Annotated in this window: 13 protein-coding genes, 2 tRNA genes and 2 rRNA genes; 13 read left to right on the top strand and 4 right to left on the bottom strand. The window is 65.7% G+C overall.

Annotation, left to right across the window (positions count from 1 at the left end):
* Positions 1-4 precede the first annotated feature (4 nt).
* The 9 genes from DK254_RS31925 to phoU all read left to right on the top strand — a co-directional run bounded on the left by DK254_RS31925 (position 5) and on the right by phoU (position 10759).
* A tRNA-Ile gene (locus DK254_RS31925) sits at positions 5-81 on the top strand.
* Between the two features lie 15 nt (positions 82-96).
* A tRNA-Ala gene (locus DK254_RS31930) sits at positions 97-172 on the top strand.
* Positions 173-409: 237 nt separating this feature from the next.
* Positions 410-3300 (top strand): 23S ribosomal RNA (locus tag DK254_RS31935).
* 131 nt (positions 3301-3431) lie between these two features.
* Positions 3432-3547, top strand: a 5S ribosomal RNA gene (gene rrf / locus DK254_RS31940).
* Between the two features lie 427 nt (positions 3548-3974).
* On the top strand, positions 3975-4946 hold the full coding sequence (locus DK254_RS31945) for a phosphate ABC transporter substrate-binding protein PstS (RefSeq protein ID WP_109937048.1): 972 nt from the start codon (positions 3975-3977) through the stop codon (positions 4944-4946).
* Between the two features lie 441 nt (positions 4947-5387).
* On the top strand, positions 5388-7364 hold the full coding sequence (locus DK254_RS31950) for an ABC transporter permease subunit (protein ID WP_371921204.1): 1977 nt from the start codon (positions 5388-5390) through the stop codon (positions 7362-7364).
* Between the two features lie 25 nt (positions 7365-7389).
* Positions 7390-9066, top strand: coding sequence for a phosphate ABC transporter permease PstA (pstA, locus tag DK254_RS31955; protein WP_109937050.1), 1677 nt, complete (start codon positions 7390-7392; stop codon positions 9064-9066).
* Between the two features lie 55 nt (positions 9067-9121).
* Positions 9122-9958 carry a phosphate ABC transporter ATP-binding protein PstB gene (pstB, locus tag DK254_RS31960; protein WP_109937051.1) on the top strand — a complete coding sequence of 279 codons (837 nt, stop codon included), beginning with the start codon at positions 9122-9124 and terminating at the stop codon, positions 9956-9958.
* A gap of 72 nt (positions 9959-10030) precedes the next feature.
* On the top strand, positions 10031-10759 hold the full coding sequence (gene phoU / locus DK254_RS31965) for a phosphate signaling complex protein PhoU (protein ID WP_009614205.1): 729 nt from the start codon (positions 10031-10033) through the stop codon (positions 10757-10759).
* Positions 10760-11028: 269 nt separating this feature from the next.
* On the opposite strand, the gene DK254_RS31970 is transcribed toward phoU, so the two are convergent.
* Positions 11029-11979, bottom strand: coding sequence for a LysR family transcriptional regulator (locus DK254_RS31970; RefSeq protein WP_109937052.1), 951 nt, complete (start codon positions 11977-11979; stop codon positions 11029-11031).
* A gap of 154 nt (positions 11980-12133) precedes the next feature.
* On the opposite strand from DK254_RS31970, the gene DK254_RS31975 reads away from it, so the two are divergent.
* The 4 genes from DK254_RS31975 to DK254_RS31990 all read left to right on the top strand — a co-directional run bounded on the left by DK254_RS31975 (position 12134) and on the right by DK254_RS31990 (position 16626).
* A complete protein-coding gene (locus DK254_RS31975) occupies positions 12134-13309 on the top strand; it encodes a M20 aminoacylase family protein (RefSeq protein WP_109937053.1) in 1176 nt (391 codons plus the stop codon).
* Between the two features lie 28 nt (positions 13310-13337).
* Positions 13338-14651, top strand: coding sequence for an MFS transporter (locus DK254_RS31980; protein ID WP_109937054.1), 1314 nt, complete (start codon positions 13338-13340; stop codon positions 14649-14651).
* An 89-nt stretch (positions 14652-14740) separates the two neighbouring features.
* Positions 14741-15637, top strand: coding sequence for a response regulator (locus DK254_RS31985; protein ID WP_109937055.1), 897 nt, complete (start codon positions 14741-14743; stop codon positions 15635-15637).
* A gap of 92 nt (positions 15638-15729) precedes the next feature.
* On the top strand, positions 15730-16626 hold the full coding sequence (locus DK254_RS31990; RefSeq protein ID WP_089390716.1) for a peptidoglycan DD-metalloendopeptidase family protein: 897 nt from the start codon (positions 15730-15732) through the stop codon (positions 16624-16626).
* Here DK254_RS31990 and DK254_RS31995 read toward each other — a convergent pair.
* The 3 genes from DK254_RS31995 to DK254_RS32005 all read right to left on the bottom strand — a co-directional run bounded on the left by DK254_RS31995 (position 16616) and on the right by DK254_RS32005 (position 19419).
* Positions 16616-17317, bottom strand: coding sequence for a GntR family transcriptional regulator (locus DK254_RS31995; RefSeq protein ID WP_109937056.1), 702 nt, complete (start codon positions 17315-17317; stop codon positions 16616-16618). The two genes, DK254_RS31990 and DK254_RS31995, sit on opposite strands and share 11 nt — an antisense overlap.
* Complete coding sequence (locus tag DK254_RS32000; RefSeq protein ID WP_089390718.1) at positions 17314-18015, bottom strand: FadR/GntR family transcriptional regulator; 702 nt, start codon at positions 18013-18015, stop codon at positions 17314-17316. Before DK254_RS32000 ends, DK254_RS31995 begins: the two co-directional genes overlap by 4 nt.
* A 90-nt stretch (positions 18016-18105) precedes the next feature.
* On the bottom strand, positions 18106-19419 hold the full coding sequence (locus tag DK254_RS32005; protein WP_109937057.1) for a C4-dicarboxylate transporter DctA: 1314 nt from the start codon (positions 19417-19419) through the stop codon (positions 18106-18108).
* Positions 19420-19575 lie beyond the last annotated feature (156 nt).

Raw genomic sequence — 19575 nt, forward strand, 5'->3', positions numbered from 1 at the left:
ATATGGGTCTGTAGCTCAGTCGGTTAGAGCGCACCCCTGATAAGGGTGAGGTCGGCAGTTCGAATCTGCCCAGACCCACCAATCGTTGGAAAAGAGGGGGCCATAGCTCAGCTGGGAGAGCGCCTGCTTTGCACGCAGGAGGTCAGGAGTTCGATCCTCCTTGGCTCCACCATCTCCGCATCGTCGAAAGCTCAGACATGAATGTTCAAGGTGTTGAACGAACATTGATGTCTGGTCTTTGTGCCAGAACCGTTCTTTAAAAATTTGGGTATGTGATAGAAGTAGACTGAATGATCTCTTTCACTGGGGATTGTTCAAGTCAAGGTAAAATTTGCGAGTTCAAGCGCGAATTTTCGGCGAATGTCGTCTTCACGTTCGAGACGTATGACCAGATTGCTTGGGGTTATATGGTCAAGTGAAGAAGCGCATACGGTGGATGCCTTGGCAGTCAGAGGCGATGAAAGACGTGGTAGCCTGCGATAAGCTTCGGGGAGTCGGCAAACAGACTTTGATCCGGAGATCTCTGAATGGGGGAACCCAGCCAGCACAAGCTGGTTATCACACACTGAATCCATAGGTGTGTGAGGCGAACCAGGGGAACTGAAACATCTAAGTACCCTGAGGAACAGAAATCAACCGAGATTCCCTTAGTAGTGGCGAGCGAACGGGGACTAGCCCTTAAGCTTCTTGGAATCTAACAGAACGCTCTGGAAAGTGCGGCCATAGTGGGTGATAGCCCCGTATGTGAAAGGTTCCAGGAAGTGAAATCGAGTAGGACGGCGCACGTGAAACGTTGTCTGAACATGGGGGGACCATCCTCCAAGGCTAAATACTACTGACTGACCGATAGTGAACCAGTACCGTGAGGGAAAGGCGAAAAGAACCCCGGAGAGGGGAGTGAAATAGAACCTGAAACCGTATGCGTACAAGCAGTGGGAGCCCACGTTGTTGGGTGACTGCGTACCTTTTGTATAATGGGTCAGCGACTTATATTCAGTGGCGAGCTTAACCGAATAGGGGAGGCGTAGCGAAAGCGAGTCTTAATAGGGCGTTTAGTCGCTGGGTATAGACCCGAAACCGGGCGATCTATCCATGAGCAGGTTGAAGGTTAGGTAACACTGACTGGAGGACCGAACCCACTTCCGTTGAAAAGGCAGGGGATGACTTGTGGATCGGAGTGAAAGGCTAATCAAGCTCGGAGATAGCTGGTTCTCCTCGAAAGCTATTTAGGTAGCGCCTCACGTATCACTCCAGGGGGTAGAGCACTGTTTCGGCTAGGGGGTCATCCCGACTTACCAAACCGATGCAAACTCCGAATACCTGGAAGTGTCAGCGTGGGAGACACACGGCGGGTGCTAACGTCCGTCGTGAAAAGGGAAACAACCCAGACCGTCAGCTAAGGTCCCAAAGTTATGGTTAAGTGGTAAACGATGTGGGAAGGCTTAGACAGCTAGGAGGTTGGCTTAGAAGCAGCCACCCTTTAAAGAAAGCGTAATAGCTCACTAGTCGAGTCGGCCTGCGCGGAAGATGTAACGGGGCTCAAACCATACACCGAAGCTACGGGTGCATCGCAAGATGCGCGGTAGAGGAGCGTTCTGTAAGCCTGTGAAGGTGAGTTGAGAAGCTTGCTGGAGGTATCAGAAGTGCGAATGCTGACATGAGTAACGACAATGGGAGTGAAAAACTCCCACGCCGAAAGACCAAGGGTTCCTGCGCAACGTTAATCGACGCAGGGTTAGTCGGTCCCTAAGGCGAGGCTGAAGAGCGTAGTCGATGGGAAACAGGTTAATATTCCTGTACTTCTAGTTACTGCGATGGAGGGACGGAGAAGGCTAGGCCAGCTTGGCGTTGGTTGTCCAAGTTTAAGGTGGTAGGCCGAACACTTAGGCAAATCCGGGTGTTCAAGGCCGAGAGCTGATGACGAGCTTTCTTTTAGAGAGCGAAGTGGTTGATGCCATGCTTCCAGGAAAAGCTTCTAAGCTTCAGGTAACTAGGAACCGTACCCCAAACCGACACAGGTGGTCGGGTAGAGAATACCAAGGCGCTTGAGAGAACTCGGGTGAAGGAACTAGGCAAAATGGCACCGTAACTTCGGGAGAAGGTGCGCCGGTGAGGGTGAAGTATTTACTGCGTAAGCCCACGCCGGTCGAAGATACCAGGCCGCTGCGACTGTTTATTAAAAACACAGCACTCTGCAAACACGAAAGTGGACGTATAGGGTGTGACGCCTGCCCGGTGCCGGAAGGTTAATTGATGGGGTTAGCGAAAGCGAAGCTCTTGATCGAAGCCCCGGTAAACGGCGGCCGTAACTATAACGGTCCTAAGGTAGCGAAATTCCTTGTCGGGTAAGTTCCGACCTGCACGAATGGCGTAACGATGGCGGCGCTGTCTCCACCCGAGACTCAGTGAAATTGAAATCGCTGTGAAGATGCAGTGTATCCGCGGCTAGACGGAAAGACCCCGTGAACCTTTACTGTAGCTTTGCACTGGACTTTGAGCCTGCTTGTGTAGGATAGGTGGGAGGCTTTGAAGCGTGGACGCCAGTTCGCGTGGAGCCAACCTTGAAATACCACCCTGGCATGCTTGAGGTTCTAACTCTGATCCGTTATCCGGATCGAGGACAGTGTATGGTGGGCAGTTTGACTGGGGCGGTCTCCTCCTAAAGAGTAACGGAGGAGTACGAAGGTGCGCTCAGACCGGTCGGAAATCGGTCGTAGAGTATAAAGGCAAAAGCGCGCTTGACTGCGAGACAGACACGTCGAGCAGGTACGAAAGTAGGTCTTAGTGATCCGGTGGTTCTGTATGGAAGGGCCATCGCTCAACGGATAAAAGGTACTCCGGGGATAACAGGCTGATACCGCCCAAGAGTTCATATCGACGGCGGTGTTTGGCACCTCGATGTCGGCTCATCACATCCTGGGGCTGAAGCCGGTCCCAAGGGTATGGCTGTTCGCCATTTAAAGTGGTACGCGAGCTGGGTTTAGAACGTCGTGAGACAGTTCGGTCCCTATCTGCCGTGGACGTTTGAGATTTGAGAGGGGCTGCTCCTAGTACGAGAGGACCGGAGTGGACGAACCTCTGGTGTTCCGGTTGTCACGCCAGTGGCACTGCCGGGTAGCTATGTTCGGAATAGATAACCGCTGAAAGCATCTAAGCGGGAAACTAGCCTCAAGATGAGATCTCACTGGGAACTTGATTCCCCTGAAGGGCCGTCGAAGACTACGACGTTGATAGGTCGGGTGTGTAAGCGCTGTGAGGCGTTGAGCTAACCGATACTAATTGCCCGTGAGGCTTGACCATATAACACCCAAACAATTTGTGTGTTGGACGGTGAAGTCGACGAACCGAAAGTTCGTGAGAACCGCAAATACCTGTCACATACCCGAATCGGGATGAGCGTGTGCGCAAGCCACGGGCATCCGAAAGAATTGCTTGACGACCATAGAGCGTTGGAACCACCTGATCCCATCCCGAACTCAGTAGTGAAACGACGCATCGCCGATGGTAGTGTGGGGTTTCCCCATGTGAGAGTAGGTCATCGTCAAGCACCTATCCCAAAACCCCTGATCAGCCTGGCTGGTCGGGGGTTTTGCTTTGGCGCGGGGAAAACCAATCGCGGACAAGGTCCGCTCCTACGCCATGCCCACCTCTGGCTCCCCCTGTAGGCGCGCGCCCTGCGCGCGAATCGCGGGCAGGGCCCGCTCCTACAGTTACCCTGTGCGCCATGTACCCGTAGGAGCGGACTCCGTCCGCGATCCAGCCGGCAGGCCGGCGATGCCGTTGGGGCCAGCGGCGGATAACCGCGAACGGTTATTCGCCCTACGTTTGAAATATTCCGTAATAAGTATCGTCACATTTCTCCTTCGAGCCCGTCGGTTTTCATCTGGCTGTCACATTGCTTTCATAGAGTCTGCTCGCGCCCCAACGCGTGGCGCCGAATTCCAGCCAGTCGGCCTTTCCCCAAGGAGCAAGGCATGAAACTCAAGCGTTTGATGGCGGCGCTGACCTTCGCCGCCGCCGGCGTGGGCGCTGCCAGCGCTTTCGCGGCGATCGACCCGGCGCTGCCGGACTACCAGAAGACCAGCGGCGTCTCTGGCAACCTGTCCAGCGTGGGCTCGGATACCCTGGCCAACCTCATGACCCTCTGGGCCGAGGAGTACAAGCGCCTGTACCCGAGCGTGAACGTGCAGATCCAGGCCGCTGGCTCCTCCACCGCCCCGCCGGCGCTCACCGAGGGCACCGCCAACCTCGGTCCCATGAGCCGCAAGATGAAGGACGTCGAGCTGCAGGCCTTCGAGCAGAAGTACGGCTACAAGCCCACCGCCGTGCCCGTCGCCGTCGATGCCCTGGCCGTCTTCGTGCACAAGGACAACCCCATCAAGGGCCTGACCATGCAGCAGGTCGATGCCATCTTCTCCGCCACCCGCCTGTGCGGCGCCAAGCAGGACGTGAAGACCTGGAGCGACCTGGGCCTGGGCGGCGACTGGGCCAACAAGCCGGTGCAGCTGTTCGGCCGCAACTCGGTGTCCGGCACCTACGGCTATTTCAAGGAAGAGGCCCTGTGCAAGGGCGACTTCAAGCCCAACGTCAACGAGCAGCCGGGCTCCGCCTCGGTGGTGCAGTCCATCAGCCAGTCGCTCAACGGCATCGGCTACTCCGGCATCGGCTACAAGACCGCCAGCGTGAAGACCGTGGCCCTGGCCAAGAAGCAGGGCGACCCCTACGTCGAGGACAACGAGCAGAACGCGCTGAACGGCACCTACCCGCTGGCCCGCTTCCTCTACGTCTACGTGAACAAGGCGCCGAACAAGCCGCTGGACCCGCTGGAGGCGCAGTTCCTGAAGATGGTGCTGTCCAGGAGCGGCCAGGAAATCGTCGTCAAGGACGGCTATATCCCGCTGCCGTCCAAGGTCGCGGCGAAGGCGGTCAAGGAGCTGGGACTCTAGGTAGCGCCGGCCCGCCAGCCGTCCCTGGGCTGAGCGGTAGGTGATCCGGCCCGTTGGCAGGCAACTGCCGACGGGCTTCGTCTCGTCATCTCAGTGTCATGTTTCTGTCATAGACTGCCGCAAGCGTGTCGCCCCATGAACGACCTGGCCACTTCAGCAATGAGCAACTCTTCCCCCGAGCGGATCGACTTCAATACCCCGACCCTGCGCCGCAAGCGCCGCATGCGCGCCCTCAAGGACCGCCTGACGCGCTGGTACGTGCTGGTCGGCGGGCTGTCGGTGCTGGTGGCCATTACCCTCATCTTCTTCTACCTGGCCTACGTGGTGCTGCCGCTGTTCCGCGGCGCCGAGCTGGATGCCCGCGCCCCCCTGGCCCCGGCTTGGCTGAAGGGCGTGCAGGCGCCCCTGCTGCTGAGCATCGAGGAGCAGAACCAGGTCGCCATGCGCGTGGCCGCCGACGGCCAGGTGCTGTTCTTCGACCTGGACAGCGGCGCCGAACTCAGCCGCCAGGCGCTCAAGCTGCCGGCCGGCAGCCAGGTGGTCTCCATCGCCGAGGACCAGCCGGGGCACCCGATGGTGGCGCTCGGCCTGTCCAACGGCCAGGCCCTGGTGTTCCAGCACAGCTACCAGGTCACCTACCCGGACAACCGCAAGACCATCACCCCGCAGGTCGACTACCCCTACGGCGAGGCGCCCATCAGCCTCGACCCGCAGGGCCGCGCGCTGGAGCACGTGGCCCTTGCCTCCGACGACGACGGCCTGCTGCTGGCCGCCTCCACCGGCAGCCAGATGTTGCTGCTGAGCCTGACCAGCCAGGAGAACATGCTCACCGGCGAGACCAGCCTGGAGCGGGAAGCCGTGAACCTGCCGCAGATCTCCGACCCGGTGAAGGCGATCTACATGGACCCGCGCAAGCAGTGGCTGTACGTCATCAACGGCCGCGCCCAGGCCGACGTCTTCGACCTGCGCACCCGCCAGCTCAACGGCCGCTACAAGCTGCTCGACCATGCCAACCGCGAGGTCACCGCCAGCGCCCAGCTGCTGGGCGGCATCTCGCTGATGATCGGCAATTCCGACGGCGGCATCAGCCAGTGGTTCATGGCCCGCGACACCGACGGCGAGCCGCGCCTGGCGCACGTGCGCGACTTCCAGCTGGGCAGCAAGCCGATCACCGCCATCGTCCCCGAGCAGCGCCGCAAGGGCTTCATCGCCCTGGACAGCGCCGGCGAGCTCGGCGTGTTCCACAGCACCGCGCACCGCACCCTGCTGGAACAGCAGGTGGCACCGGCCAGCGGCGTGCTGGCCCTGTCGCCGCGGGCCAACCGCCTGCTGCTGGAGCAGGGCGGCCAACTGCACGGCTTCGACCTGAGCAACCCGCACCCGGAGGTCTCCTGGAACGCGCTCTGGGGCAAGGTCTGGTACGAGAACTACGACAAGCCCCAGTACGTCTGGCAATCCACCGCCGCCACCACCGACTTCGAGCCCAAGCTGAGCCTCGCGCCGCTGACCTTCGGCACCCTCAAGGCGGCCTTCTACGCGATGATCCTGGCCGCCCCGCTGGCCATCGCCGCGGCCGTCTACACCGCCTACTTCATGGCACCGGCCATGCGCCGCAAGGTCAAGCCGGTGATCGAGCTGATGGAAGCGCTGCCGACGGTGATCCTCGGCTTCTTCGCCGGCCTGTTCCTCGCGCCCTACGTCGAAGGCCACCTGCCGGGCATCTTCAGCCTGCTGCTGCTCACCCCGCTGGGCATCCTGCTCGCCGGCCTGCTCTGGAGCCGCCTGCCCGAACGCATCCGCCTGGCGCTGCCGGACGGCTGGGAAGCGGCCATCCTGATCCCCGTGGTGCTCGGCGTCGGCGCCTTCGCCCTGTGGCTCAGCCCGCACCTGGAAACCGCCTTCTTCGGCGGCGACATGCGCCTGTGGATAAGCCACGAGCTGGGCATCACCTACGACCAGCGCAACGCCCTGATCGTCGGCCTGGCCATGGGCTTCGCGGTGATCCCGAACATCTTCTCCATCGCCGAGGACGCCATCTTCAGCGTGCCCCGCAGCCTCACCGACGGCTCCCTGGCCCTGGGCGCCACGCCCTGGCAGACGCTCACCCGCGTGGTGATCCTGACCGCCAGCCCGGGCATCTTCTCGGCGCTGATGATCGGCATGGGCCGCGCGGTGGGCGAGACCATGATCGTGCTGATGGCCACCGGCAACACCCCGGTGATGGACATGAACATCTTCCAGGGCATGCGCACCCTGGCGGCGAACGTGGCGGTGGAAATGCCCGAGTCGGCGGTGGCCAGTACCCACTACCGCGTGCTGTTCCTCTCGGCGCTGGTGCTGCTGACCTTCACCTTCGTGATGAACACCCTAGCCGAGCTGATCCGTCAGCGGCTGCGGAAGAAATACGCGTCGCTCTGACCGGCGTCTGAAGAGGCTCTTTTCGGTGAAACAGAAACAGGATTCGGTGAAAGCCTGGTTCGCCAGCGGTTCTCCCTGGGTATGGATGAACGCCGGCGCGGTTTCCATCGCGGTGATCATGACCCTCGGCCTGCTGGCCGTCATCGCCGTGCGCGGCCTCGGCCATTTCTGGCCGGCCGACGTGCTGGAGGCCCGCTACAGCGTGCCGGGGCAGGAAGCCAAGGTGCTGATCGGCGAAGAAGTGCAGGTCGAGGAAGTGCCGCGCGAGCGCCTGCGCGGCGCCGGCCTGCCGGTGCCCGCCGAAGGCCCGGAGTTCATGACCCGCGAACTGCTCAAGCTGGGCAACCGCGACCTCTACGGCAGCGACTTCTCCTGGGTGATCGGCGACTGGCTCACCGAGCGGCGCTGGCCGCGGGAGCTGGTGACCCTGGAGCGTCGCGAGTGGGGCAACTTCTACGGCTACCTGGTCAGCGTGAAGCAGGACGGCCAGGTGCTGGCCCGGGGCGCCGACGCCATGCCCGAGCTGCAGGCCCGCCTGCGGCGGGTGGAAGGGTTGTACGGCCAGCTCTACCAGCTGGAGAAGAAGGACATCGGCGGCGTCAACCACGAACTGGAGCGCCTGCGCCTGAAGGAGCGCCGCCTGCAGTTGCACGATGGGCTGGACGCCGCCGCCCAGGCCGACCTGGCCGCCGCGCGCGCCGAACTGCAGGGGCGCTACCAGGAATACGAAGGGAAGCTGACGGAGCTGCGCCAGCAGTTCAACCGCGACAGCGTGGTGATGCGCGACGCCGGCGGCCGCGAGCTGGAGATCAGCCTCGGCAAGCTGGTCCACGCCTACCAGCCCAACGCCATGGGCTTGGGCGCCAAGCTGGCGTTCTACTTCAAGAAGCTCTGGGAGTTCCTCAGCGAGGACCCGCGCGAGGCCAACACCGAGGGCGGCATCTTCCCGGCGATCTTCGGCACCGTGATGATGACCCTGGTGATGGCGGTGATCGTCACCCCGTTCGGCGTCATCGCCGCGGTCTACCTGCGCGAGTACGCGCGCCAGGGCCTGCTGACGCGGGTGATCCGCATCGCCGTGAACAACCTCGCCGGGGTGCCGGCCATCGTCTACGGCGTGTTCGGCCTGGGCTTCTTCGTCTACGTGCTGGGCGGCTCGATCGACCGGCTGTTCTTCCCCGAGGCCCTGCCGGCGCCGACCTTCGGCACCCCGGGGTTGTTCTGGGCCTCGCTGACCCTGGCGATCCTCGCCGTGCCGGTGGTGATCGTGGCCACCGAGGAAGGCCTGTCGCGCATCCCGCGGGCGATCCGCGAGGGCTCCCTGGCCCTGGGCGCGACCAAGGCCGAGACGCTGTGGAAGATCGTCCTGCCCATGGCCAGCCCGGCCATGATGACCGGCCTGATCCTCGCCGTGGCCCGCGCCGCCGGCGAGGTGGCGCCGCTGATGCTGGTGGGCGTGGTCAAGCTGGCGCCGTCGCTGCCGGTGAACGGCAACTACCCCTACGTGCACCTGGACCAGAAGATCATGCACCTGGGCTTCCACATCTACGACGTCGGCTTCCAGAGCCCCAACGTCGAGGCCGCGCGGCCGCTGGTGTACGCCACCGCGCTGCTGCTGGTGCTGGTGATCGCCCTGCTGAACTTCTCCGCCATCGCCATCCGCAACCGCCTGCGCGAGAAGTACAAGGCGCTGGAAAACTGATCCGCGGCCGCCGCCCGTGCAGGCGGCGGCCCGAGCCTCCAACGGGAGAGACGAGATGCAACAAGAACCCCATCGCCATGGCATCGACCTCGCCGCCCTCGGCCGGCCGATCCGCGAGGGCCTGCGCCTGGACAAGGAAACCGTGGCCCTGGAAGTGCCCGGCCTGAACCTGTTCTACGGCCAGAAGCAGGCGCTGTTCGACATCGCCATGCAGGTCCCCAAGCAGCGCGTGACCGCCTTCATCGGCCCGTCCGGCTGCGGCAAGTCGACCCTGCTGCGCTGCTTCAACCGCATGAACGACCTGGTCGACGATTGCCGCGTGGAAGGCGAGATCCGCCTCGACGGCCACGACATCTTCGCCCGCGGCGTGGACGTGGCCGAGCTGCGCCGCCGCGTCGGCATGGTGTTCCAGAAGCCCAACCCCTTCCCCAAGACCATCTACGAGAACGTGGTCTACGGCTTGCGCATCCAGGGCGTGAACAAGAAGCGCACCCTCGACGAGGCCGTGGAATGGGCGCTCAAGGGTGCAGCCCTGTGGGAGGAAGTGAAGGACCGCCTGCACGAGTCGGCCCTGGGCCTGTCCGGCGGCCAGCAGCAGCGCCTGGTGATCGCCCGTACCATCGCGGTGGAGCCGGAAGTGCTGCTGCTCGACGAACCCTGCTCGGCGCTCGACCCGATCTCCACGCTGAAGATCGAGGAACTGATCTACGAACTGAAATCCAAGTTCACCATCGTGATAGTCACCCACAACATGCAGCAGGCCGCGCGGGTCTCCGACTACACGGCGTTCATGTACATGGGCAAGCTGATCGAGTTCGGCGACACCGACACGCTCTTCACCAACCCGGCGAAGAAGCAGACCGAGGACTACATCACCGGGCGCTACGGCTGAGGGCCAGGCGGCGGTCGCAATAAATCTGCAACCTTCGGCGCGTAGCCTGCAGCTTTCGCGGAGCGAAACCACATGATCAACAAAGAAAGTCTCAGCCATCACATCTCCCAGCAGTTCAACGCCGAGCTGGAGGACGTGCGCAGCCACCTGCTCGCCATGGGCGGGCTGGTGGAGAAGCAGGTCAACGACGCGGTCACCGCGCTGATCGACGCCGACTCGGGCCTGGCCCAGCAGGTGCGCGAGATCGACGACCAGATCAACCAGATGGAGCGCAACATCGACGAGGAATGCCTGCGCATCCTCGCCCGCCGCCAGCCGGCGGCCTCCGACCTGCGCCTGATCATCAGCATCTCCAAGTCGGTGATCGACCTCGAGCGCATCGGCGACGAGGCCTCGAAGATCGCCCGCCGCGCCATCCAGCTGTGCGAGGAAGGCGAGTCGCCGCGCGGCTACGTCGAGGTGCGCCACATCGGCGGCCAGGTGCGCAAGATGGTGCAAGAGGCGCTGGACGCCTTCGCCCGTTTCGACGCCGACCTGGCGCTGTCGGTGGCGCAGTACGACAAGACCGTCGACCGCGAGTACAAGACCGCCCTGCGCGAGCTGGTGACCTACATGATGGAAGACCCGCGGGCCATCTCCCGCGTGCTCAACGTCATCTGGGCCCTGCGCTCGCTGGAGCGCATCGGCGACCACGCGCGCAACATCGCCGAACTGGTGATCTACCTGGTGCGCGGCACCGACGTCCGCCACATCGGCCTGACGCGCATGAAGGAAGAAGTGCAGGGCAAGTCCGATAGCTGAGCCACACCTACGCCCATGGCGGCGGCGAGGTGTTCATCGCTGTATGGGTGGGAACTGCCTAGCCGGCAGCGCCAGGTGCTCTTCGTAGGAGCGAGCTTGCTCGCGAACAGACTCCGCAGCGGGGCTCATTCGCGAGCAAGCTCGCTCCTACGAAAGCCGTGCTCGCCGAACGCCAACGTAGTCGCGGTAGGCCCTTGTAGGAGCGCGCTCTGCGCGCGAAATCGCGGACGGAGTCCGCTCCTGCGAAGCGCGCCGTAGTCTTGGCCGCCTCAGAAATTCAACGTCAGCATCTCCGCCAACCGCCGTCCCTGCGGATCGCGGGCGCGGCTGTTGTGTTTCAGCGCCTGCTGCAGGCAATGGATGAAGTGCCGCGAGGTCGCGTCCAGCCCCTGGTCGCGCAGGCGGATGATGCTGATATCCCCATCCGGCAACGGCTCCTCTAGCTCCAGGGCCCGTGCACCGCTGCGCAACGGTTCGCAGAGCAGCATCGGCTGCGGGGCGTAGCCGAGCAGGCCGGCATCCACGATCAGGCTGCTGAGCATGCCCGAGGAATGGGCGCAGACGATGCGCTCGCGGGCGATCTGCAGGCCGTGCTGGCCGAAGAGCTCGTAGGTGGTCTCGGCGTAGCGGTCGTCGGTGAAGTTCATCGTCCAGTCGTGGTCCAGCAGCTGCTTCAGCGAGCGCGCCGCGACCAGCGGGTGGTCGTTGCGGGCCACCACCTGCATGCGGTAGTACGCCAGGGGCTGGTGCACGAACTCCGCGCCCTGGAGGATGCACGCCGGGCCCAGGACGAACTGCATGCGGCCCGTGCGCAGCAGCGGCAGGATCAGCGCCTGCAACCCCTCGTACAGCTCCAGCTGGACGTGCGGCATGTCCTTGCGGAAGGCCTGCAGGGCCTCGCCCAGCAGGGTCTGGCCGAACCAGGGGGTGACGCCGACGCAGAGCGACGCCGCGCCTTCGCCGCGCAGGCTGGCCAGCTCCTGGCGGGCGCTTTCCAGCTGGGTGGCGATCTGCCGGGCGCGGGGCAGCAGCACCTGCCCGGCGGTGGTCAGGCGGGCGCCGCCGGCGTGCCGCATCAGCAACGGCAGCCCCTGTTCCTCCTCCAGCTCGCGCAGGGCGCGGGTCACCGCGGCCTGGCTGAGGCCCAGGCCACGGGCCGCGGCGCGGATGCCGCCGCCGTCCGCCACCGCTACCAGGGCCTGCAACTGATGCAGTTTCAAGGTGGGTCCCCCCTCCGAACACCGGAGATCGTCACGACAACATTTTTTTGGCTTATGCGCAGCGGGCGCCAGCGCTAGGGTAATTCACGCCTAGCGCACCGGCCGGTCCAGGCATCGATCCAGTCCAATCCCACAAGAAAACAGGAGCGAGCCGATGAACAAAGCCTGCATCGCGCCGGGCATAGCCGCTATCGTCCCGGAAATGGTCGAACTGCGCCGGGCCATCCATGCCGAACCCGAACTGGGTTTCGAAGAGTACTCCACCCGCGAGCGGGTCATCGAGCGGCTGCGCGCCTGGGGCTACGAGGTGGCCGAGATGGCCGGCACCGCGGTGATCGGCACCCTGCGCAACGGCCCCGGCCCGGCGCTGGGCCTGCGCGCGGAGCTGGACGCGCTGCCCATCCAGGAACAGAGCGGTTTGCCCTGGAGCAGCCAGGTGCCCGGCAAGATGCACGCCTGCGGCCACGACGGGCACACCGCCATGCTCCTGGCCGCGGCCTGCGAGCTGGCCCGCGAGCGCAGCTGGCGCGGCACCCTGCACCTGTTCTTCCAGCCCGCCGAGGAAGGCCATGGCGGCTCCGGGGCCAAGCGCATGCTCGACGAGGGCGTGCTGCAGCGCTTCCCCTGCGACGCCCTGTTCGCCATGCACAACCTGCCCGGCCTGGCCGAGGGGCGCTTCATGGTCATGCCGGGGCCGTGCATGGCTTCGGCCGACAGCCTGACGATCCTCATCCACGGCCGCGGCGGCCACGGCGCCATGCCCCAGCAGACGGTGGACCCGATCCTGGCCGGCGCGGCGCTGGTCACCGCCCTGCAGAGCCTGGTGTCGCGCAACGTGCCGCCGTCCGAGGCGGCGGTGCTCACCGTCGGCGCCTTCCTGGCCGGCGACGCCAGCAACGTGATCCCCGACAGCGCCGAGCTGCGCCTGAGCGTGCGCGCCCTGAGCCCGCAGGTGCGCGAACTGCTGCTGCGGCGCATCGGCGAGCTGGCGCGGCAGCAGGCGGGCAGTTTCGGCGCCCGCGCCGAAATCGAGGTCGAGGCGGACGGCTACCCGGTGCTGGTCAACGACGTCGAGTGCGCGGAACTGGTCCGCCAACTGGTCCTCGACTGGCTCGGCGAGGACGGCCTGGTGCCCGACCCGCGGCCGATCCATGCCAGCGAGGACTTCGCCTTCTGGCTGGAGCAGGTGCCCGGCTGCTACCTGATGATCGGTAATGGCGACGGCGAGGGCGGCTGCGCGGTGCACAACCCCGGGTACGACTTCAACGACCGCATCCTGCCGCTGGGCGCGACCCTCTGGGTGCGCCTGGCGCAGCGCTTCCTGGCCTGAACCCTCCAGCCGAGCAGGGAATACCGACATGACAACAAGAACGACTTCCTTCGCTGTGAGTGCCGAACCCTCCCGCGCCGGGCGCACCCGCGCCATCGCCGCGGTATGCCTGGGCAACGCCCTGGAGTTCTACGACTTCCTCGTCTACAGCCTGCTCGCCACGCTGATGGCGCGGCTGTTCTTCCCCTTCGGGGAAAACCCGCTGACGTCCCTGCTGCTGTCCTTCGCGGTGTTCGGCACCGGCTTCGTCATGCGCCCGCTGGGCGGCCTGGTGATCGGCCTGTACGCCGACCGTGTCGGGCGCAAGGCGGCGATGCGCCTGACGCTGTGGCTGATGGCCCTGGGCGCGCTGCTGTTCACAGTGGCGCCGACCTACGCCCAGGCCGGGCTGTTCGGGCCGCTGGTGGTCATACTCGCGCGGCTGCTGCAGGGCTTCGCCGTCGGCGGCCAGGTGGGGACCGCCACCACCATCCTGATGGAGTACGCCGGGGCCGGCTCGCGGGCCTTCTACTGCAGCTGGCAGGTGTTCAGCCAGAGCCTGGGCGTGCTCATGGGCGCACTGGTGGTGCTGGCCCTGAGCAACCTGCTCAGCGCCGAGGCCATGGACGCCTGGGGCTGGCGGGCGGTCTTCGCGGTGGGCATCCTGGCCATCCCGATCAGCGAATACATCCGCCACCGCCTGGAGGAAACCCTGCCCGCCCAGGCGCAGGGCGACCGCCAGCCGGCGCCGGCCAGCCAGGGCCTGGCGTTGCTGTGCCGGCACCCGCGCCAACTGGTGACCGGCGTGCTGCTGGTGACCGGCGTCTCGGTGCCGGTCTACATCACCCAGTTCTACCTGGCCAACCACGCCATCGGCGTGCTCGGCATGCCGCTGGGCGTCGCTACCTGGGCGGCGGTGGTGAGCTGCCTGCCGTCGCTGCTGCTGGCGCCCCATGCCGGGCGCCTGAGCGACCGCATCGGCCGGCGCCGCTCGATCTTCTGGCCGCTGCCGATCCTGCTGCTGGCGATCTACCCGGCGTTCCTGCTGCTCAACCACTCCCCGAGCCTCGCTACGCTGCTGCTGATCGTGGGGCTGCTCAACATCCCGCTGACCTACTGCATGGTGGCTTCCCTGGCGATCCTGCCCGAGCTGTTCCCGGCGGCGATCCGCGCCACCGGGCTGTCGGTCACCTACTGCGTGGGCGTGGCGCTGTTCGGCGGCTTCGCGCAATTCTTCGCCGCCGGGCTGATCGGCCTGACCGGTAGCCCGAACGCGCCGGCCTGGTACATGGTCGGGGCCATCCTGCTGTGCCTGGCCGGGTTGCGCATGGCGCCGGAAACCGCCGGGCGAACGCTGGATTGAGTGACGGACGTGTCCGACCGGTCACGCCGGCATGGCATCCTGCCAGCGCCCGAGGCTATCCTTCGCCTTGGCGTTCCAGGGAGTCGACGATGAGCAAGGTCAGTGTTCTGGTGGTGGATGATGCACCCTTCATCCGCGACCTGGTGAAGAAGGGGTTGCGCGACCATTTTCCGGGGTTGCGCATAGAGGAGGCGGTGAACGGCCGCAAGGCCCAGCAGCACCTCGCCCGCCACGCGGTCGACCTGATCCTCTGCGACTGGGAGATGCCGGAGATGTCCGGCATCGAACTGCTCGGCTGGTGCCGCGCCCAGGCGCCGCTGAAGGACGTGCCCTTCATCATGGTGACCAGCCGCGGCGACAAGGAGAACGTGGTCCAGGCCATCCAGGCCGGGGTGTCGGACTACATCGGCAAGCCCTTCTCCAACGACCAGCTGGTGAGCAAGGTGCGCAAGGCCCTGAGCCGCAGCGGCAAGCTCGACACGCTGCTGGCCTCGGCGCCGCAGCGGAGCCTGGCCGGCGGCCCGCCGAACGACTCCCTCGCCGCCCTCACCGGCGGCAAGGCCGAGGTGGTGCGCCCCACGGCCGCGCCGGCTGCAGCCCCGGCTCCGGCACGCCCGGCGCCTGCTGCCGCACCGGCCGCCGCCGCCTCTGCGCGGGGCAAGGGCCAGGGCCAGTTGCGCCTGCCCAACGCCAGCCTGCCCTGCGTGATCCGCGGGCTCAGCCTGAAGGAGGCGCAACTGGTGGTGAAGCGCGGCCAGGTGCTGCCGCAGGTGCTGGAAACCGCGGTGCTGGACCTTGAGGAAGACAACGAGGTGGCGCGCCTGAACGGCTACCTGCACTCGGTGGCGGCGCTGGAGCCCAAGCCCGACAGCGAGTGGCTGCTGCTGTTGCTGCGCTTCGTCGACCAGGACCCGCAGAAGCTCGACTACCTGTCGCGGCTGATCGCCCGCGGCAGCACCCAGAAGCACTACGTCCCCGGCGCCTGAGGCCTGCTTCACAGCCCGACGGCCGGCGGCTCGCCGCTGCCGGGCGCGGCTGCTAGTCTTGCTGGCGTCGAATACCTATAACCAGAGTCGACATGCTAGGGCGCCTTTTCTTCCTTTGTGGCCTATGGATGGCCACGGGGCCGGCTGCGGCCGTGACCATCTACAAATACGTCGACGCCAATGGCGTGGTCACCTACACGGACAAGGCCGTGGCGGGTGCGCAGGTGTTCGTCTTCCGCGACCGCATGGTCGAGCACCTGGAGCAGCAGGTGAAGCTGCAGACGCTCAGGCACGACGGCTTCGAGACCCTGCAGGTGCGCAATGACCTCTACGCGCCGGTGGAGGTGGAGCTGAGCGTGAACGCCGCGCAGAACGCCGTGGGCGCGCCGGAGCGGCCGATCCGCTGGGTGCTGGCGCCGCGCAGCGCCATCCGCCTGGCCACGCTGAGCCCGCGCGATGCGTCGCGGCCGATGCAGTACAAGCCCAGGCTGCGTTACGCCCTGGGCGACCCGCGCTTGCAGCCGGTGCCCTACGACTATCCGCTGCCCTGGCGCGGCGGGCCCTTCCGCCTGAGCCAGGGCGCCAATGGCAAGTACAGCCACTTCACCCCCAAGAGCCGCTACGCGCTGGACATCGCCATGCCCGAGGGCACGCCCATCGTGGCCGCCCGCGGCGGTACCGTGGTGAAGGTGGAGAACGCCCAGAGCGGCCGTGGCAACAACCCCTCCGGCAACTTCGTGCGCATCCTCCACGATGACGGCACCATGGGCGTCTACCTGCACCTGATGCGTGGCTCGGTGCTGGTCAGCGAGGGCCAGCGCGTCGGCGTCGGCACGCCCCTGGCGCGCTCGGGCAACACCGGCAACAGCAGCGGCCCGCACCTGCACTTCGTGGTGCAGCGCAACGTCGGCCTGGCGCTGGAATCCATCCCCTACGACTTCGCCCAGCCGGTGGGCACCCTGCCGAACTTCGCGGTGGTCAAGGAGTAGCCAGCTTCCCGGCGAAGGCCGCGCGCAGGTCGGTGGTCGGCGGCGGGGCGAAGCGCAGGCGCTCGCCCATGCCGCGCAGGTAACTCTCCAGGCAGGCACAGGCGCGCTGTGCATCACCTTCGCCGAGGGCTTCGAGCATTTCCCCCTGTTGCCGGCAGCTGTCCAGGGTGTGGGCCTGGCCGCGACCGAGGGCGATGCTCACCGCCAGGCGCTCCAGCAGTGGGCCCAGCAGGTCGGGCAGCAGGGGGTTGGCGGACAGCTGCGCCAGGCGCAGGTGCAGGTGCTGGGCCAGGTCCTGCGCGCCCAGCGCGTCGCCTGCGGCCAGGCACCGGCGCTGGGCGGCGAGCAGGTCGCGCAGTTCCGCCAGGCGCTCGCCGTCCAGGTTCCCGGCCAGGCGCCGGAGCATGTCGCTTTCCAGCAGCAGGCGGGTTTCCAGCAGTTGCCGCAGGTGCTGCGGGTCGGGGCGGGCGACGCTGGCGATGCGCCGTGGCGCCAGTTCCACCGCGCCTTCCCGGGCCAGGCGCTGCAGGGCGCGGCGCACGCTGCTGGGGCCGGCATGGAAGATCCGCCCGAGGGTTTCCTGGCTGAGCGGCGCGGCGGGGCGCAGGCGCCGCGAGAGGATGGCCGCGTGCAGGTCCTCGTAGATCCGCTGGGCCTGGCCCCGGCGGCGCGGGCCCGTTTCGCCGTTCATCGCCCCGTCCCCGCTTCCGGCACGCGCAGCACCAGGTTCAGGCGCAGGCCTTCGTTGAGAATGTGCTGGCGCATGGCCTGGCTGGCGCCTTCGCTGTCGTGCTGGCGGATGGCGCGGACGATGGCCTCGTGCTCGGCCAGCAGTTCCTCGGCGTGGGCGGCGTTGCGCTGGATGAGGTGGTCGCTCTGCTCCAGGGCGCCGCCGATCTGCTGCGAGACGCTGAGGAAGATCGGGTTGGAGGTCAGCGCCACCAGCTTGCGGTGGAAGGCGTTGTAGGCCTCGACCAGGGCGGCGGTGCGGCCGTCCTCCACCGCTTCGCGCATGTCCAGCAGCAGCAGGCGCAGGCGGCCGAGGGAATCGCTGTCGATGCTCTGCGCCACCAGCCCGGCGATGAAGGGCTCCAGGGCGTAGCGCAGTTGCAGCACGTCCTCCAGGGTGGCGGTGGCCGGGGCGCGGATCTCGCGCAGGGCGCCTTCCTCGCGCTCCAGCACCATCACCCCCTTGCCGGGCAGCGAACGGACCACGCCGAGGGTCTCCAGCACGGTGATGGCTTCGCGCAGGCTCGGCCGGCTGATTTCCAGCTGCTCGGCCAGTTCGCGCTGGCCCGGCAGCATCTGGCCGGCCGCCCAGCGCCCCTGTTCGATGGTGTCTAGCAGTTTCTGAACCACTGAATTGACCAGCTTGGATGAGGAAAACATGGTGACTCCTGAGGCAGTAAGTAGGAGGGGCCCATCCGGCCCCACCATTGCGCACCGCACCCAGGGGCGCGGTACGCGTGGCGGCTGTGGTCAGCCGCGCAGTTCGCCCTTGCTCGAGGCGGGCGTCGCATTCTGGGTGGCGCCGGGTTCGCCAGTCAGTACCGCCCGGGTGCGTTGCAGGTCGATGTCGTTTTCCCAGCGGGCGATGACCACGGTGGCGACGCAGTTGCCGATCAGGTTGGTCAGCGCCCGGCCGATGCCCATGAACCAGTCCACCGAGAGCACCAGCACCAGGCCGGCGGCGGGGATGGCCGGTACCGCGGCGAGGGTGGCGGCGAGGATCACCAGGGCCGAGCCGGGGATGCCGTGGGCGCCCTTGGAGGTTACCAGCGACACCAGCAGGATGGTCAGCAGGTCGCTGATGGCCAGCGGCGTGCCGGTGGCGTGGGCGATGAACACCACCGCCAGGGTCAGGTAGATGGAGAAGCCGTCGAGGTTGAAGGAGTAGCCGGTGGGGATCACCAGGCCCACGGTGGAGCTGCGGATGCCCATGTTCTCCAGCTTGCGCATCACCTGCGGCAGCACGGCATCGGAAGAGGCGGTGCCGAGGACGATCAGCAGTTCCTCGCGGAAGTAGCGCAGGAACGGCCGCAGGCGCACGCCGCTCAGGCGCAGCACGGTGCCCAGCACCAGGCACACGAAGACGATGCAGGTGAGGTAGAACACCAGCACCAGGGCGCCCAGGTGGCTCAGCGACTCCAGGCCGTAGCGGCTGGTGGTGAAGGCCACCGCGCCGAACACGCCCAGTGGCGCCAGGCGCACGATCATGCCCATGATGCGGAAGACCACGTGGCTGAACTCGTTGATCAGCCGCGCCACGCCGCTGGCCTGTTCACCCACCAGGTTCAGGGCGCTGCCGAACAGCACGGCGAACACCAGCACCTGGAGGATGTCGTTGTTGGCGAAGGCGCTGAACACCGAGGTGGGGATCAGGCCCATGATGAAGTCCACCGGCCCGTGGATGTCCTTGGTGTGCGCGGTGTAGGTCGCGGCATCGCCGGCGGAGAGGCCGTTCAGGTCGATGTTGGCGCCGCTGCCCAGGCCGCTGCCGTAGGCCACCAGCAGGCCGAGGAGGAGGGCGAGGGTGGTGAGGATCTCGAAATAGACCACCGACTTCAGGCCGATGCGCCCGACCTTCTTCAGGTCGCCCGCGCCGGAGATGCCGTTGACCACCACGCAGAACACGATGAGCGCGATGAGCATCTTGATCAGCTTGATGAAGCCGTCGCCCAGCGGCTTGAGCTGGACCGAGAAGTCCGGAAGGCCGACACCGAACAGCACGCCGAGGGCCAGGCCGAGCACCACTTGCAGGAAGATCGAGCGGGAACAGCGGTGGATGAGCATTGGGGGTCTCCGTTGTCTGCGCCCGTCCGCATCCACGAGGGAGGGCTGAGGCGCGCAGTTATTGTTCTGGTATTACCGGTCAGACCAGTGCAGGGTATGCCCATGGGGCGCCGCCGGCAAGTACGGCGTGGGGGATGGTGCGACGAATGGTTCCGG

The organism is Pseudomonas sp. RW407, assembly GCF_003176655.1.
Lineage (GTDB): Bacteria > Pseudomonadota > Gammaproteobacteria > Pseudomonadales > Pseudomonadaceae > Pseudomonas > Pseudomonas delhiensis.

Bases quoted from the DNA above. Each gene is read 5' to 3' on its own strand.
- DK254_RS31945 (WP_109937048.1), top strand. From the start codon at position 3,975: ATGAAACTCAAGCGTTTGATGGCGGCGCTGACCTTCGCCGCCGCCGGC.
- DK254_RS31950 (WP_371921204.1), top strand. From the start codon at position 5,388: ATGCGCGTGGCCGCCGACGGCCAGGTGCTGTTCTTCGACCTGGACAGC.
- pstB (WP_109937051.1), top strand. From the start codon at position 9,122: ATGCAACAAGAACCCCATCGCCATGGCATCGACCTCGCCGCCCTCGGC.
- phoU (WP_009614205.1), top strand. From the start codon at position 10,031: ATGATCAACAAAGAAAGTCTCAGCCATCACATCTCCCAGCAGTTCAAC.
- DK254_RS31975 (WP_109937053.1), top strand. From the start codon at position 12,134: ATGAACAAAGCCTGCATCGCGCCGGGCATAGCCGCTATCGTCCCGGAA.
- DK254_RS31980 (WP_109937054.1), top strand. From the start codon at position 13,338: ATGACAACAAGAACGACTTCCTTCGCTGTGAGTGCCGAACCCTCCCGC.
- DK254_RS31985 (WP_109937055.1), top strand. From the start codon at position 14,741: ATGAGCAAGGTCAGTGTTCTGGTGGTGGATGATGCACCCTTCATCCGC.
- DK254_RS31990 (WP_089390716.1), top strand. From the start codon at position 15,730: ATGCTAGGGCGCCTTTTCTTCCTTTGTGGCCTATGGATGGCCACGGGG.
- DK254_RS31995 (WP_109937056.1), bottom strand. From the start codon at position 17,317: ATGAACGGCGAAACGGGCCCGCGCCGCCGGGGCCAGGCCCAGCGGATC.
- DK254_RS32000 (WP_089390718.1), bottom strand. From the start codon at position 18,015: ATGTTTTCCTCATCCAAGCTGGTCAATTCAGTGGTTCAGAAACTGCTA.
- DK254_RS32005 (WP_109937057.1), bottom strand. From the start codon at position 19,419: ATGCTCATCCACCGCTGTTCCCGCTCGATCTTCCTGCAAGTGGTGCTC.